This window comes from Corynebacterium mastitidis DSM 44356, assembly GCF_000375365.1.
Classification (GTDB): Bacteria; Actinomycetota; Actinomycetes; order Mycobacteriales; family Mycobacteriaceae; genus Corynebacterium; species Corynebacterium mastitidis.
Window position 1 is genome coordinate 237508 of record NZ_AQXB01000002.1, and the last position, 14938, is coordinate 252445.

Here is a 14938-nt window from a genome sequence, read left to right on the forward strand (position 1 = left end):
GCGTTTTGCGGGGCGGGCAGGAGGCGCGGGCGCACGGGCGCATTTTTTCCTCCCAGCCGGGCGTTAGAGTGGGTGCAACAAAAGCAACGATGAAGCAAGGGGTTTAGCAGGCAATGTTCGAGAGGTTTACCGATCGCGCGCGGCGCGTCATCGTCCTGGCTCAGGAAGAGGCGCGGATGCTCAATCACAATTACATCGGCACCGAGCACATTCTCCTCGGTCTTATCCACGAGGGCGAGGGCGTGGCCGCCAAGGCCCTGGAGTCCATGGGCATTTCCCTGGACGACGTCCGCCGCGAGGTGGAGGAGATTATCGGCCACGGGACGCAGCCGCACACCGGGCACATTCCCTTTACCCCCCGCGCCAAGAAGGTGCTCGAGCTTTCCCTGCGCGAGGGCCTGCAGATGGGTCACAAGTACATCGGCACGGAGTTCCTGCTCCTCGGCCTCATCCGCGAGGGCGAGGGCGTGGCCGCCCAGGTGCTGGTCAAGCTGGGGGCGGACCTGCCGCGCGTGCGCCAGCAGGTGATCCAGTTGCTCTCGGGCTACGAGGGCGGCCAGGGGACCAACCCGGAGAACAACCAGCCCAGCGGCGGCCCGGTGGGCGCGGGCGCGGCCGCGGGCCCCGGCGGGGGCAGTGGCGGGCGCGGCTCCTCCGGGGACCGCTCCAACTCCCTGGTGCTAGACCAGTTTGGCCGCAACCTCACCCAGGCCGCCAAGGACGGCAAGCTCGACCCGGTGGTGGGGCGCGAGAAGGAAATCGAGCGCGTGATGCAGGTGCTGTCCCGCCGCACCAAGAACAACCCGGTGCTCATCGGCGAGCCCGGCGTGGGCAAGACCGCCGTGGTGGAGGGCCTGGCCCTGGACATCGTCAACGGCAAGGTGCCGGAGACGCTCAAGGATAAGCAGCTCTACTCCCTGGACCTGGGTTCCCTGGTGGCGGGCTCGCGCTACCGAGGAGACTTCGAGGAGCGCCTGAAGAAGGTGCTCAAGGAGATCAACCAGCGCGGGGACATCATCCTGTTCATCGACGAGATCCACACCCTGGTGGGCGCGGGCGCGGCGGAGGGCGCCATCGACGCCGCCAGCCTGCTCAAGCCCAAGCTGGCCCGGGGCGAGCTGCAGACCATCGGCGCGACCACCCTGGACGAGTACCGCAAGCACATCGAGAAGGACGCCGCCCTGGAGCGCCGCTTCCAGCCCGTGCAGGTGCCGGAGCCCTCCGTGGAGCTGTCCGTGGAGATCCTCAAGGGCCTGCGGGACCGCTACGAGGCCCACCACCGCGTGTCCATCACGGACTCCGCCCTGGAGGCGGCGGTGCGCCTCTCCGACCGCTACATCAACGACCGCTACCTGCCGGACAAGGCCGTGGACCTCATCGACGAGGCCGGCGCCCGCATGCGCATCAAGCGCATGACCGCCCCGGAGGGCCTGCGCGAGGTGGACGAGCGGATCGCCGCCGTGCGCAAGGAGAAGGAGGCGGCCATCGACGCGCAGGACTTTGAGAAGGCCGCCGGGCTGCGCGATCAGGAGCGCAAGCTGGGCGAGGAGCGCGCGGAGAAGGAAAAGCAGTGGCGCGACGGCGACCTGGAGGACATCGCCGAGGTGGGCGAGGAGCAGATCGCGGAGGTGCTGGGCAACTGGACCGGCATCCCGGTGTTCAAGCTCACCGAGGAGGAGTCCACGCGCCTGCTCAACATGGAGGCGGAGCTGCACAAGCGGATCATCGGCCAGGACGACGCCGTGAAGTCCGTGGCGCGCGCCATCCGCCGCACGCGCGCGGGCCTGAAGGACCCCAAGCGCCCCTCCGGCTCCTTCATCTTCGCGGGGCCGTCGGGCGTGGGCAAGACGGAGCTGTCCAAGGCGCTCGCGGAGTTCCTCTTCGGCGAGGAGGACGCCCTGATCCAGATCGACATGGGCGAGTTCCACGACCGCTTCACCGCCTCGCGCCTCTTCGGCGCGCCCCCCGGATACGTGGGCTACGAGGAGGGCGGCCAGCTCACCGAGAAGGTGCGCCGCAAGCCGTTCTCCGTGGTGCTCTTCGACGAGATCGAGAAGGCCCACAAGGAGATCTACAACACCCTGCTCCAGGTGCTGGAGGAGGGCCGCCTGACCGACGGCCAGGGGCGCGTGGTGGACTTCAAGAACACCGTGCTCATCTTCACCTCCAACCTGGGCACCCAGGACATCTCCAAGGCCGTGGGCATGGGCTTCACGGGCTCCTCGGAGAACGACGAGGCCGCGCAGTACCAGCGGATGAAGAACAAGGTGCACGACGAGCTGAAGAAGCACTTCAAGCCCGAGTTCCTCAACCGCATCGATGACACGGTGGTGTTCCACCAGCTCACCCAGGACCAGATCGTGGAGATGGTGGAGCTGCTCATCGGGCGCGTGGAGAAGATGCTGCAGGCCAAGGACATGGGCATCGAGCTCACGGAGAAGGCCAAGGCCCTGCTGGCCAAGCGCGGCTTCGACCCGGTGCTCGGCGCCCGCCCGCTGCGCCGCACCATCCAGCGCGAGATCGAGGACGCCATGAGCGAGAAGATCCTCTTCGGCGAGCTGGGCGCCGGCGAGATCGTCACCGTGGACGTGGAGGGCTGGGACGGCGAGTCCAAGGAGACGCAGGACGCCGCGTTTACCTTCACCCCGCGCCCCAAGCCGTTGCCGGAGGAGGCCTTCGAGGAGCGCGAGGACGAGGTCCGCGAGGTCCCCTCGGAGTCCTAGCAGCCGCCCATCCCCTCCTGGTAAACAGGGAGGGGATGAAGAATCTGAGCGCCCTGCACCGTGACCTCACCGCCTTGGACGGCAAGCCCTACGGGGCCTACCGCGACCTGGCGGGCACGCCCTACGACCTCGGCGAGGGGGTCGTGTTCACCCTCGACCGCGCGCAGGTCGATCCCTACGCCCCGCCCTCGCTGGCGCACCTGAGCGTGCCGCTGGCCCTCCCGGAGTACCGGGAGCGCGGCCAGAAGGTGGCGGCGGCGGACTTTTTCACCCGGGCCTTCGACGCCGCCGTATCCGGCGACCGCGACCTCAGCATCGGGCGTATCGGCCAGCAGGTTCTCGAACGCACCACCGCCGAGGTGCGCGAGGATCACCTCCTGGTGCGCTTCACCGTGGCGCTGCCCGCCGCGGGCAGGCGCATCAAGGGGCGCCTGGCCTCCACCATCCTCACGCAGCGCCTGCCCGAGGCCGCGCGGCGGCTGCGGGGGGTAGACCGCGCCGCGCTGGACCGCCACGTCGCCCTCCACCAGGACCAGGAATGGCTGCGCGCCCGCCTGCCGGAGCTGGGGCTGGTGGCCTTCGTGGGCGAGGGGGCCATCCTGCCGCGCCGGGCGGGCGACAGCGACGAGCCGCTGCGCGGCGCGGTGCCCTTCGCCTCCCCCGAGAGCCTGCGCCGCGAGGTGACGCTGCCCAGTGGGCGCACGCTCGCCGGTATGGGCGTGCCCGAGGGCGTGACCGTGATCGTGGGCGGCGGCTACCACGGCAAGTCCACCCTGCTGCGCGCCCTGGAACGCGGCGTGTACCCGCACGTGGAGGGCGACGGCCGGGAATGGGTGATCACCCGACCCGACGCCGTCTCCGTGCGCGCCGAGGACGGGCGCGCCGTGAGCGGCGCGGACATCTCGGCCTTCATCAACAACCTGCCCTCCGGGGAGGACACCACCGCCTTTTCCACCACCAACGCCTCCGGCTCCACCTCGCAGGCGGCCAACCTCGTGGAGGCCATCGAGGCCGGGGCGGACGCGCTGCTCATCGACGAGGACACCTCCGCCACCAACTTCATGATCCGCGACGAGCGCATGCGGGCGCTGATCAGCGCCGACCGCGAGCCCATCACCCCCTTCGTGGACACGGTGCGCTCCCTCTACCGGGACGCCGGGGTCTCCACCATCCTCGTGGCGGGCGGCTCCGGGGCCTTCTTCTCCGTGGCGGACCACGTGATCGCCCTCGACGCCTACCGGGTATCCGACGTCACCGAACGGGCCCACGGCCTCGGCGGCGAGGCCCCCTCCACCTCAGCGGAGTTTCGCCCCGGAGCCCCGCGCGTGCCCGTGGAACTGAGCGCCCCCGGCAAGCGGAAGCCCGCCGCCGCCAAGGGCAGGACGCTCATCCGCTACGGCAAGGCGACCATCGACCTCGGGCCCGCCGAGCAACTGGTGGACCAGGCGCAGACCACCGGCATCGCCCACGCGATCGACCTGCTGGAACGGCGGCTGGGATCGGGGGAGTCCCTGCGCGCTGCGGTGGAGCAGGTCACCGAGCTTATCGACGCCCAGGGGCTTAGCGCCCTCTCCCCGCACCGGGGGCACCCCGGGCTCTACGCGCGACCCCGCGCCCACGAGATCATGGCGGCGGTGAATAGGTACCGGGGGTTGGAGGTCTCCTGAGCTGGGGATCAGTCCTTAGAGGAGCGTGCGGAGCTCGGGGTGGGGTTGGTTGTTTCTGGTGGTCGCTGGGTCCGTTCGCGCCGTTCCATGCCGCGCTGTGTCTGCTGGTAACCTCCGGGGCCACGCCGTGGGATGAAAGCGGTTGGGGTGGCCTCTTGTAGGATTGGTGGGGACGTAGGAGACTAAGAAAGTGGACGAACTTTTCTTATTTCGAGAGTTCGGGGAAGCGTAGTTCTAAAGCGGCGCTAAGTGCAGGATCGCTGACCAATTTTGCCAATTTTTCGGTGAGTGCAACTATTTCTTCTTCCGTTGCAAATTGGTCGATCAGTGTTGACATAAAATGCGAGTTAAAATCGTTTTGGCAGCGGCGAGCCTGTTCGAGTTTTTCTTTTCCTTCTTCTGTTAAGGCGTGGAGTGTAGCGCGTCGGTCTGTATCTGATTGCGATCGCGTGGATAACCCTTTTTCCGATAGTGCTGAAAGTATCCTGCTTGGGCTTCCTGATTCGCAGAGGAGGTATTCTCCTACGGCCCGAGTCGTCATGGGCCCATGTTCGGATAGAACTTCGAGGGCCTCTGCTTGCGAGGGGGTCAGGTTGATCCGTCGGAGGAGGTCTCCGAGACGGCGGTTTCCCTGTCTCTGTACCGCTAGAACTGTGTAGCGCAGGGCTTCGGCGGTCTTAGGATTGTCAGTATTCATCAACTGCATGTCGTATCATATCTTTGCTCCGGGCGAAAATCTGCGGACTTCTGGGGGAGTTGTGTGGGGTGGGTAGGGTACGATGGTGCCCCAAGTGAGAGTCGTTCTCTGCCGGGTGGACAATTTTGTATCTTTATATCTTGTTAGCGCTAGTGAATTATTTCGGCGAGACGATCTAGTCTTTTCAGGGGAACCTTTTCTGCTTCGTGCGCACCAATAAGAGAGGCTAGGGGGCCTTGTTGGCGAACCCTGTGTTCAATCAGTACAGGTGATGTCTTGTTTTCCCTTGATTGAATGAACCAATGGGAAAGTTCCCGGAGTCCCGGGATGGTGATGAGCATTGTTATACCAATGGGATTGTCTACATAGCGCAAGCGGCCATGAAGGACGCGGAGGGCGACGATCGAGTGGCTTCCGTCCATGCGGGGCGGAGAGACTGATGAGAGGGCGGGGTTCCAGAGGGGGAGTCGTGAAGCGTCGAGTAGAACCTCTGTGATTGCGGTGGCGGAAGCGGCAATGGTTCTACTTGCTGTGTAGTCGGTTGTCCATGGTCTGCTGTGCATATTGTGTCCATCGTTGGGTGGGGTTTGGGTGGTGCCGGTCCATGACTGGTGCTAGGCTGGCCAATACACATATACATGATACAACATGCATGTGACGACATACATGTTCTGGGGTATCAACCTGGGATGTAGTGATGAGAACGATTGGACTTGATATGCGGGAGAAACAGGGCGATAGCGCAATCCCCCATGATCGAAATCGGAGAAAAGGTCGATTGGCACCCATAGAAGATGTTGTGCGTGCAATACGTGATGGGGCCATGGTGGTGCTTGTTGATGATGAGGATCGGGAAAACGAGGGCGATCTTATTATCGCTGCAGAAAAGATAACCTCGGAATCTGTTAACTTCATGATCACGCATGGTAAGGGGCTTCTGTGCATGCCCATGAGTGCAGAGCGGGCAGCTGAGCTGCACTTACCACCAATGGTTGCTCGTAATGAGGATGATTTTGGCACAGCCTTTACCGTTTCGTGCGATGCGACTGCTTCTCATGGCGTTACTACGGGAATTTCTGCTAGTGATCGGGCTGTCACGATTAGTTTGGGAGCTAAGGGGGGTAATGCTGATGACTTCCATCGGCCTGGCCATGTGTTCCCTCTTATTGCCCGAGATGGTGGAACCTTGACTCGCGTTGGGCATACTGAAGCGGGAGTAGATCTTGCTCGCATGGCTGGTCTGGCACCTGTAGCAGCAATTATTGAGATTGTTGGTGAGGATGGCGAGATGCTCCGATTCCCGGATCTTATTGGGTGGTGCGCGGAACATGGACTCCTCATGACCACGATTGAATGTTTGAGAGAGTACCGCCGGAAACAGATCGACGCTGGCGTGAGTATTGATCGGAATTTGGATGGAGGATTTTTCTGATGAAAATACCTCACACGGCGGGTGAGCTGGTCCGGGATGTTTCGACGCCCATGATCCATAGATTTATGAGGCAGCGTCTTGGTACTGTGGTTGGTTTAAATAATATCCCACGCAGTGGACCTTTAGTGGTGGTGGCTAATCATTCTAGTTACCTTGATCACTTTGCTACTTTGACGTTCTTGCACGCAGTGCGACCGGGGGAGGTCTGGTACCCAACTAAGGCCGAGTCGTTCGAAAAATTCGCTTCGCGCACCTGGCATGAATCGATGAACTGCTATCCGGTTGATAGAACGGCTCCCGGTCAACAGGTGTTCGAGATAGCGCAGCGGATACTTGATGAGGGGAACATCCTTGTCCTTTATCCTGAAGGAACTCGTGGTCCTGGGAAAGAGCTGCTTCCATTCAAATCTGGCGCTTTCCGTATGGCCCTGAGTGCTGGAGCTACGGTAGTTCCAATCGGTATGGTGGGGCTGGAGGGTATTCTTCCTAAGGGAGTGCATATTCCTCGGGTGGGGACGTATTCCGCTTCTATTGGGGCTCCTCTGCCCGTTCCCCATGGAGATGATTTTCGGGAATGTGCGCGACGTATGCGGGATGAAGCTTTTCGAAGGGTGCAGAAACTAGGGCAACAGGCGTCTCTGAATAACGGGTGCGCCACTACGGCGCAGATTGATGCAATTGTTGATCTTGCGCAGGTAATTATTGCAGAGAATATGTCTGATTCTGGTTTACTTCCTGAAGAAGTAATCGGGCGGCTGGAACTTTTGCTGGGCCTCGCCAGTGAAATGTCTAAGCGCCATCCGGGTCTCGAATTGCAGAGAAATCGTGTTCGAGGATTTTCCGCCTTGAGTTCAGTTCCTCCTATTAGGATTTTAAAAGTTTTGCGGATCGGGCTTGAAGCCCGGCAGGCGAGCGCTAATTATAGGTCGAATGACTTTGCGGCGTATCTGGCGGGTAGAACAAGTTTGCTTCTCCCTAAGCACGTAGGGGGTGGGGCCCAGGAGGCTTCTCGATTTTTCCTAGAATCTGCCAAGCGTGGTGGTTTGATGACATCACAAGCCTATGTGGGCTTGGCGGAAAGTCGACTCGCTATGGGGGATCGCCAAGGAGCGATTGAGGCGTATCAGTGTGCAAGGGAGTCGATCAGGCCTGAGGATCAGCGTGGTCCCAGGAGGCGCGATCGAATTAATAAATGCCTCGCAGAGCTGGGAGTGGAGGGATGAAAATTTTAACGATTGTCCAACGCAACCCTAGGAAATTTCTTGCGGCATGGGTTTTGTTTTTTGTGGTAACTGGGGCATTGGCGACCCAATTGACTGGGGCGGTCAAAGCGGGGGGATTCACTGATTCGCGTGCGGATTCCGTAACCGCACAGGATATAGCCCAGGAAGTATTTGGTGATCCGGAAAACCAGCTCATCGTCGTTCTTTCTGGCGAGGATGCTGTGCCGCTTGACATCCTTGACCAAGCTGTTGCGGCCGCAGAGTCTATTGATCATGTTGGGGCTGTTATAGACAGCCGGTCGGCCCCTTCCCTTGCCTCTGAATCTGGGAACACGCAGGTGCTTCAGATTGGCTTTGATGCCGATAACACTACTACTCAAAATAGTGTCCCGGAATTGCGTGGCGCAATTGAAAAAGCGCTGGCAGGGACAGGGATTCGAAGTCATGTCACTGGTGCGGCAGCGCTTGACTATGATCTGAACATGCAGTCGCAAAGGGATGCTCTCCATGCCGAATTTATTGCATTTCCTTTGTTGATTTTCATTCTTCTTCTGGTGTTTCGAGCCGTTGGTCCTGTCCTTATTACTATGGCGACTGCCGCAGTTTGCCTGGCGGGTGCCCAGGGGATAGGAACGTTAGTTTCGTGGAATATAGATACATCTAACTTCTATATTACTGCCGGTTCATTGATAGGTCTGGCGGTTTCGGTGGATTACTGCCTATTCTTACTTTCCCGATATAAGGAAAGTCTTGCTCAAGGGAAGTCTGCTGATGAGGCGTTGCGGACGGCTAGTAGTACCGTTGGGCATGCGATCCGGTTTGGCGGGTTGTGTGTTGTTGCGGCGTTGTGTGCGCTTTTCTGGGCGCGAAACATGGTGTTTAGTTCAATCGCGGCCGCCGGTGTTGTTGTTACGATAGTAGCTATTGCTGCTGTTTCCACTTTTGTTCCCGCGCTTATTGCGGTGCTTGGGGATAAGGTATTTTTTGGGAAACTTCCCGGGTTTATCCCGGCGGTGCGCCCATCTGGTGATGGTGATGTTAAAGATTCCAGTACCTACTTAAATGATCGCACTCCTGTACCTTTGCGCCGTGGTGGTTTTGTGTCTATCGCTGTGATGATACCGCTGTTGATGGCTGCGGCTCCGCTGGCCTCATTGGCGCTACGGGTGCCCGTGGCCTCCGCTTCGATCCTTCCAGAGGGGACTGATTCGAGGGTCGGTATTGAGGTGGTTAATGGTGAGCTTGATGCGCGTGAGTTATTTCCGACCAGTGTTATTGTTAGGGATTCTGAGAACGTACATGGTTTTATTGATCGGTTGGCGGAGATCCCTGAGGTTCTTGATGTCATTGGTCCTGACGATCCGGCTGCCCAATTTGTGGGTATGGCGTTGACTGGAGCAAGGGAAGATCATTCTTATTCACGAATCCTGTTGACCGCGACTGGTGCGCCGGATAGCGAAGTAGCTCACGATATGGTGTCCGCAGTCAAGGAAACCGCCCAGCGGTGGGAGGGGGATACGGGGGAAAGCGTCTTTGTAATGGGGGCTACTGTCGGAGGGGTAGAGTTTGATATTCTTGTGGAGAACTCTATACCATGGGTAGTTTCTATCGTCGCCATTTTGAGCTTAGTGCTTTTGGGGTGGGCGTTCCGGTCCTGGTTTTTGCCGTTCCTTGCGGTTTTGTTGAATGTATTGGTCGTTGCAGCGGCGATTGGTTTACTCTCATTTTTGTGGAGAATTTTTACGGGGTCTCCTATTAACAGTGTTACGCCGCTGGTGATATTTGCGATCGTGTTTGGGCTGAGTATGGATTATATGGTTCTTATGGCGGCCCGCATGAAGGAAGAATGGGTGCACGGGCGGGATCATGCCATGGCTATAGCTATTGGTGTGCAAAAAACATCGCGATTAGTTATATCGGCCGCCATTATTATGATCGGTGTGTTTTTGTCCTTTATGGTGGCGAAAATTAGCATCATCCAAGAGCTTGGGCTTGGTCTCGCGATGGCGGTCGCTTTGGATGCGCTGGTAGTGCGGCCTCTTCTTTTTCCTGCAATCCTTGGAATTGTGGGGGAAAGGGTCTGGGGTAGGCGTGTGGTGTAGTTGATTTCCTGTGTGATACTTAGCTTAGATGTGTGAAATTTTATTCTGTAAGGTCAATCCTCTCGGTTTCATGGGATCGGCCTTGCAGTGGTTTCTGGGCTGGTTTTCCCGGTGTGAGGTGAGGCTGAAGTGCGGGCTGTGTAGGGGCATAAGGTTGGGCGAGTCTTTGCGAGTTGGAGCACCAGTCTCGTTCGCCCCGTTCCATGCCGCGCTGTGTCTGCCGGGAATCTCCGGGGCCGCGCCGTGGGATGAAGGCCGCTGGGGTGGCCTCTCGTAGGATTGGTGGGAGCGTAAGAAACTGAGGAAGGGTACACATCATGGGCTTGCAGTATCGGCAGAAGAAAAAGACCGGCAAGAATAGCTGGATCAACATCTCCGGCTCGGGGGCCTCGGCCTCCACCAAGATCGGTCCGGTGACGGTGAATAGCCGCGGTGGGCTGTGGGTGAACCTCCCCGGCGGGTTGAACTTCCGGGGTCGCTGGAAGTAGCGGGGCGGGTGAGGCTACTTGAAAATTTTTCAAGTAGTTTCAAGTAGCCGGAACACGCCCTGCTCAGCGCCCTTTTCTACTGGAAAGCCCGCTTTCAAGTAGCTTTCCAGTAGGCCCGTCAGCGCGGCAGTCGGAAGGTGCCGTCGGCCAGTTGCTCCGCGAGGCCGTCGTCGATCAACCCGAACAGCGCGCGGGAGCGCTGCGCGGCGTCAGGCCAGGCGACGTCGATCTGCGCCTGGGTGATGGGGGCGTCGGAGCCGCGCAGCAGCGCCATGATGGTGCCCCGGGCGTGGCGGTCGGTACCGGTGTACTTTTGCACGCGGCGTCGCTTCTTTTCCTCCTCGGTGGGCTGTGGGCTGCCCGCCGCCACCCACGCGCAGCGGGTGCGCAGGGGGCAGGCGGGGCAGTCGGGGGAGGCTGCGGTGCACACGAGCGCGCCCAGCTCCATGAGCCCCACGGAGAAGGTGGGGCCGTCGTGTTCCGGCAGGAGGGCGCCCACCTGGGCGAGTTCTCTCTTGGAGGCGGTCCCGGGCAGGTACGTGCCCTCGACGGCGCGGCGGTACACCCGCCGCACGTTGGTGTCCACCACCGGCACGTTGCGGCCGAAGTGGAAGCAGGCCACCGCCCGGGCGGTGTACTCCCCGATGCCGGGCAGGCTCAGCAGGTCCTCCACCTCGGCGGGCACCTCGCCGTCGAAGCGGCGCACGATCTCGGCGGCGCACTCGTGCAGGCGCAGCGCGCGGCGGGGGTAGCCCAGGCGGCCCCAGGCGCGCAGCACCTCGTCGCGCCCGGCCTGGGCGAAGTGCGCGGGGGTGGGCCAGCGCTCGCGCCACTGTTCCCAGATGGGGGCCACGCGGGCCACGGGTGTTTGCTGGCTCATCACCTCGGAGAGCAACACCTCCCACGCGGTGGTGCCGGGGGAGCGCCAGGGCAGCGCGCGGGCGTGGGCGCGGTACCAGGTGATCACGGCGTGCTGAAGGGAGGTCATTTACCGCAGTATAGAGGCTATAATTCTGTATGATTCTTATTCACTATGACTTTGTATCCCGATGCCTCGCCCCAGGACGTGTGGGAAGCCCTGCGGGCGGGGAATAAGCGCTTTTGCGCGGCTCAGGAAAAGAATCCCAACCGCGACGATCACCGCCGCGAGACCCTGCGCGGGGGGCAGAATCCCGCGGCCGTGGTGCTGGCCTGCTCGGACTCCCGCGTCCCGGTGGAGCTGATCTTCGACGTCGGCTTCGGCGATCTCTTTGTGATCCGCACGGCCGGGGAGATCACGGACCCGGCGGTGCTGGCCTCCCTGGAGTACGCGGTGGACGGCCTGGGCGTGCCGCTGATCGTGGTGATGGGCCACGAGAGCTGCGGCGCGGTGGCGGCGGCGGCCAAGGCGCTCGACGAGGGCGCGATCCCCGAGGGGTGGCAGCGCATCCTGGTGGAGCGGGTGACGCCCTCGGTGCTGGCCGCGCGCCGGGAGGGGAGAAACGAGCGGGGCGACTACGAGCGGATTCACGTCACCGAGACCATCGGCCAGCTCATGCACCGGCTCCCGCACCTCCCGGAGGAGATCGCCGCGGGCCGCATCGGTGTGGTGGGGCTGCGCTACGTGCTGGGCGACGGCCACGTGGAGACCGTGGCCACGCACGGGGTGAGGTGATGCGATGAATCGACGAGAAGCCTGGCGAGAGGTCATGGACCGCCCCTATGACTATCTGGCCCCGTACTACAGCTTCCGCGAGTTCTTCCTGGGCGTGATGCTCGCCAGCCTGGCGGGCGCCACGGGCGCGGCGGCCTGGCTGTACTCCTCGGGCTGGTACGTCACCTTCATGACGGGCAACACCGAGCGCATGGTGCTCGAGCCCATCAAGGGCAGCGTGGGCGCGGGGCTGGCGGCCTTGAGTGCCGTGGTGGTCTTTGTGATCGGCGCCTTCACCGCCACCCTGGCCCGGATCTACGTGTGGTTGCACGCCCGGCACGGCGCCATGGTGGTCACCACCGTGGCCATCATCCTGTCCTTCGCCTCCGACCTCTGGCTGGGTGCCCAGGACGACGCCCTGACCCCCATCCCGATCCTGTTCCTGGCCTTCGGCCTGGGCGCGCTGAACACCTCCATCAGCAGGCGCGGCCAGGTGGTCATGCCGCTGTCCTACGTCACGGGCACGCTGGTGAAGATCGGCCAGGGCGCGGCCCTGCATGTGGCGGGCAAGCAGCGGTGGATGTGGATGCCCCAGCTCGCCACCTACGCGGGCTTCGTGGCCGGGGCGGCGTGCGGAGGCGCGGTCTTTTACTCGCAGGGCGTGGACGACGCCCTCTTCCTGCTCAGCCTGGCGGCCATGGCCATGACCGGCGTGACCTGGTGGGTGGACGACCGCTCGTTTTTACGAAAAGACGAGCATTAATTGCGGCGTGGTACACATTGCCCGCGCGGGAAACGCATAGAGTGGTAAGGCGTGAGCCCGCAACAACATGATCGTCTCCCAGAAGAGATCTACGTGCGACGTCGCGTAGCCGCCGCCGTGGTGGTTATTGTGGCGGTGGCTGCCCTTATTTGGGCCGCCGTGGCCCTGGGCGGCGGCAGCGAGGAAGAACAGCAACCCGCTTCTACCTCTGCCGCAGTGCAGGAGTCCACGGCGCACACCCCCTCCAGCGCGGAGGCGTCCACCTCCGCCTCGGAGGAGGACGAAAGCTCGGAGAGCACGGAGGGGCCGGAAAGCTCGGAGAGCGAAGAACCCAGCGAGGAGCCGAGCGAGGCCGCCACGAGCACCGTGGCCGCCGCGGCCAAGCGCACCTGCGAGCTGGGCGACCTGGAGATCACCGCCAAGACCTCGCAGGCCACCTACCGCGAGGGCGATAAGCCCACCTTCTACATGACGGTCAAGAACCCCACGGCGGCGGACTGTCAGATCAACCTGGACGAGGAGACGCTGCGCTTCGAGGTGTACGCCATGGCGGACAACTCCCGGGTGTGGTCCGACGTGGACTGCAACCCCTCCGAGGGCTCCGGCAAGAGGACCTTCCCCAAGGGCGAGGAGCGGCACTTCGAGTCCGTGTGGTCGCGCACCACCTCCGCTCCCCGGCAGTGCGAGGCGCGCAAGCCCGTGGAGCCCGGCGCCTACTACCTGCACGCCGTGATCGGCACGCACGCCTCCCCGGCGCAGCCCTTCAACCTGGCCTAATTCTTTTTCTCCCCCAGCCCCGCCGCGGCTATGGCTTCCGCCAGCGTCGCGGCGGGGCTCACGCGCATCCCGGGGACGGAGGGCGCCTCCCCGGCGGGCACCACGGCCCGGCGGTACCCCAGGCGCGCGGCCTCCCGGAGTCGGCGCTCCAGCGAGGGCACGCGGCGCAGCTCCCCGGCCAGCCCCACCTCGCCGATGAACACGGTGCGCTCCGGGAGGGGTTTTTCGAGGATCGTGGACACCGTGGCCATCGCCACCGCCAGGTCCGTGGCCGGTTCCCCGATCTTCATGCCGCCCACGGTGGCCACGTACACGTCCTTGGTGTGGGTGCTCATGTGGGCGCGCGCGGTGAGCACCGCGAGCACCATCGGCACGCGGGCGGAGTCCAGCCCGGTGACCACGCGGCGGGGGTTCTTGGCGGGGGAGTCCACGGCGAGGGACTGCACCTCCGCGAGGATGGGGCGCACGCCGTCCATTGCCACGGTCACGGCGGAGCCGTCGGGGGTGCGGTCCCGGTGGGAGAGGAACAGCCCGGAGGGGTCCGCGACCTCGCGGATGCCCTCGGCGGTCTGCTCGAAGCAGCCGACCTCGTCGGTGGCGCCGAAGCGGTTCTTGATGCCGCGCAGCATGCGGAGGCTGGAGTGGCGGTCGCCCTCGAAGTTGAGCACCACGTCCACCAGGTGCTCCAGCACGCGGGGCCCGGCCACGTTGCCGTCCTTGGTCACGTGGCCCACCAGCAGGATCGGGATGCCGGTGGTCTTGGCTAGGGTGGTCAGGGCGGCGGTGACCGCCCGGGACTGGGCCACGCCCCCGGCCACGCCCTCCACGCCCTCGGCCTGCATGGTCTGCACCGAGTCCACGATGAGCAGGGAGGGCTTGACCTGGTGCACGTGCCCAAAGACCACGTCCAGGTTGGGCTCGGCGGCCAGGTAGAGGGTGTCGCGCACCGCCCCGGTGCGCTCGGCGCGCAGGCGCACCTGCCCCACGGACTCCTCGGCGGTGACGTAGAGGGCCGTGCGGGTGGCGGGGGAGGAGCCCTCGGCGGGCTCAGTGGGCTGCGCCGCCCAGCGGGCCGCCGCCTCGAGCAGCAGGGTGGACTTGCCCACCCCCGGCTCCCCGGCCATGAGCACCACGGAGCCGGGGACGATGCCGCTGCCCAGGACGCGGTCCAGTTCCCCGATGCCGGTGGGGATGGTGCGCGTGGAGTTCGCGCGGATGGTGGTCATGGGGGCCGCCGGGGAGGTGGGCGTGAGCCCTATGGGGGCGGCGCCCCCGACGCCCGCCGATCGCCCCCCGGAGGTCGCGCCACCCTGCGTCGCGGCGGAGACCTGCATGGAGCCCCAGGCCCCGCACTCGGGGCAGCGGCCCAGCCACTTGGGGGAGGAGTATCCGCACTCGGAGCAGGTGTGGATGCTGCGCGCTTTCTTTGCCAT

12 protein-coding genes are annotated in these 14938 nt (G+C 63.1%); 9 read left to right on the plus strand and 3 right to left on the minus strand.

The annotated features are described in order from the left end of the window. Window positions 1-113 precede the first annotated feature (113 nt). A complete protein-coding gene (locus tag B140_RS11820) occupies window positions 114-2723 on the plus strand; it encodes an ATP-dependent Clp protease ATP-binding subunit (RefSeq protein ID WP_018117962.1) in 2610 nt (869 codons plus the stop codon). Window positions 2724-2758: 35 nt separating this feature from the next. Then, window positions 2759-4390 (plus strand): ABC-ATPase domain-containing protein, encoded by a 1632-nt coding sequence (locus tag B140_RS0103470; RefSeq protein WP_018117963.1) that lies wholly within the window; start codon window positions 2759-2761, stop codon window positions 4388-4390. A gap of 205 nt (window positions 4391-4595) precedes the next feature. Here B140_RS0103470 and B140_RS13240 read toward each other — a convergent pair whose 3' ends face one another. Beyond that, on the minus strand, window positions 4596-5087 hold the full coding sequence (locus B140_RS13240) for a MarR family winged helix-turn-helix transcriptional regulator (protein ID WP_083912226.1): 492 nt from the start codon (window positions 5085-5087) through the stop codon (window positions 4596-4598). A 697-nt stretch (window positions 5088-5784) separates the two neighbouring features. Between B140_RS13240 and ribB the strand changes: the two genes are divergently transcribed. From ribB to B140_RS13255, 4 genes are all read left to right on the plus strand, one after another. After that, the gene (gene ribB / locus B140_RS13245; RefSeq protein WP_244874379.1) at window positions 5785-6519 is read left to right on the plus strand and encodes a 3,4-dihydroxy-2-butanone-4-phosphate synthase; all 735 of its coding nucleotides are present in this window, start codon (window positions 5785-5787) and stop codon (window positions 6517-6519) included. Beyond that, window positions 6519-7742, plus strand: coding sequence for a lysophospholipid acyltransferase family protein (locus B140_RS13250; protein WP_083912220.1), 1224 nt, complete (start codon window positions 6519-6521; stop codon window positions 7740-7742). The genes ribB and B140_RS13250 overlap by 1 nt, the downstream gene beginning before the upstream one ends. After that, window positions 7739-9844 carry an MMPL family transporter gene (locus B140_RS11830; protein ID WP_040425895.1) on the plus strand — a complete coding sequence of 702 codons (2106 nt, stop codon included), beginning with the start codon at window positions 7739-7741 and terminating at the stop codon, window positions 9842-9844. Before B140_RS13250 ends, B140_RS11830 begins: the two co-directional genes overlap by 4 nt. A gap of 317 nt (window positions 9845-10161) precedes the next feature. After that, window positions 10162-10332 carry a DUF4236 domain-containing protein gene (locus tag B140_RS13255; protein ID WP_018117967.1) on the plus strand — a complete coding sequence of 57 codons (171 nt, stop codon included), beginning with the start codon at window positions 10162-10164 and terminating at the stop codon, window positions 10330-10332. Window positions 10333-10450: 118 nt separating this feature from the next. Here B140_RS13255 and B140_RS0103495 read toward each other — a convergent pair whose 3' ends face one another. After that, window positions 10451-11320: an HhH-GPD family protein gene (locus B140_RS0103495; RefSeq protein WP_018117968.1), complete on the minus strand. Its 870-nt coding sequence runs from the start codon at window positions 11318-11320 to the stop codon at window positions 10451-10453. Window positions 11321-11365: 45 nt separating this feature from the next. Between B140_RS0103495 and B140_RS0103500 the strand changes: the two genes are divergently transcribed. Genes B140_RS0103500 through B140_RS0103510 form a run of 3 tightly spaced genes read left to right on the plus strand, consistent with a single transcriptional unit; the run spans window position 11366 to window position 13505 of the window. After that, complete coding sequence (locus B140_RS0103500) at window positions 11366-11986, plus strand: carbonic anhydrase (RefSeq protein ID WP_026165950.1); 621 nt, start codon at window positions 11366-11368, stop codon at window positions 11984-11986. 4 nt (window positions 11987-11990) lie between these two features. Further along, the gene (locus tag B140_RS0103505; protein WP_244874375.1) at window positions 11991-12728 is read left to right on the plus strand and encodes a YoaK family protein; all 738 of its coding nucleotides are present in this window, start codon (window positions 11991-11993) and stop codon (window positions 12726-12728) included. 51 nt (window positions 12729-12779) lie between these two features. After that, window positions 12780-13505 carry a DUF7974 family protein gene (locus B140_RS0103510; protein WP_026165951.1) on the plus strand — a complete coding sequence of 242 codons (726 nt, stop codon included), beginning with the start codon at window positions 12780-12782 and terminating at the stop codon, window positions 13503-13505. On the opposite strand, the gene radA is transcribed toward B140_RS0103510, so the two are convergent. Next, entirely contained in the window at window positions 13502-14938 is a 1437-nt protein-coding gene (gene radA, locus B140_RS0103515) for a DNA repair protein RadA (protein ID WP_026165952.1), read from the minus strand. The two genes, B140_RS0103510 and radA, sit on opposite strands and share 4 nt — an antisense overlap.

Bases quoted from the DNA above. Each gene is read 5' to 3' on its own strand.
- B140_RS0103470 (WP_018117963.1), top strand. From the start codon at position 2,759: ATGAAGAATCTGAGCGCCCTGCACCGTGACCTCACCGCCTTGGACGGC.
- B140_RS13250 (WP_083912220.1), top strand. From the start codon at position 6,519: ATGAAAATACCTCACACGGCGGGTGAGCTGGTCCGGGATGTTTCGACG.
- B140_RS11830 (WP_040425895.1), top strand. From the start codon at position 7,739: ATGAAAATTTTAACGATTGTCCAACGCAACCCTAGGAAATTTCTTGCG.
- B140_RS13240 (WP_083912226.1), bottom strand. From the start codon at position 5,087: ATGAATACTGACAATCCTAAGACCGCCGAAGCCCTGCGCTACACAGTT.
- B140_RS11820 (WP_018117962.1), top strand. From the start codon at position 114: ATGTTCGAGAGGTTTACCGATCGCGCGCGGCGCGTCATCGTCCTGGCT.
- radA (WP_026165952.1), bottom strand. From the start codon at position 14,938: ATGGCAAAGAAAGCGCGCAGCATCCACACCTGCTCCGAGTGCGGATAC.
- B140_RS0103505 (WP_244874375.1), top strand. From the start codon at position 11,991: ATGAATCGACGAGAAGCCTGGCGAGAGGTCATGGACCGCCCCTATGAC.
- B140_RS13255 (WP_018117967.1), top strand. From the start codon at position 10,162: ATGGGCTTGCAGTATCGGCAGAAGAAAAAGACCGGCAAGAATAGCTGG.
- ribB (WP_244874379.1), top strand. From the start codon at position 5,785: ATGAGAACGATTGGACTTGATATGCGGGAGAAACAGGGCGATAGCGCA.
- B140_RS0103495 (WP_018117968.1), bottom strand. From the start codon at position 11,320: ATGACCTCCCTTCAGCACGCCGTGATCACCTGGTACCGCGCCCACGCC.
- B140_RS0103500 (WP_026165950.1), top strand. From the start codon at position 11,366: ATGACTTTGTATCCCGATGCCTCGCCCCAGGACGTGTGGGAAGCCCTG.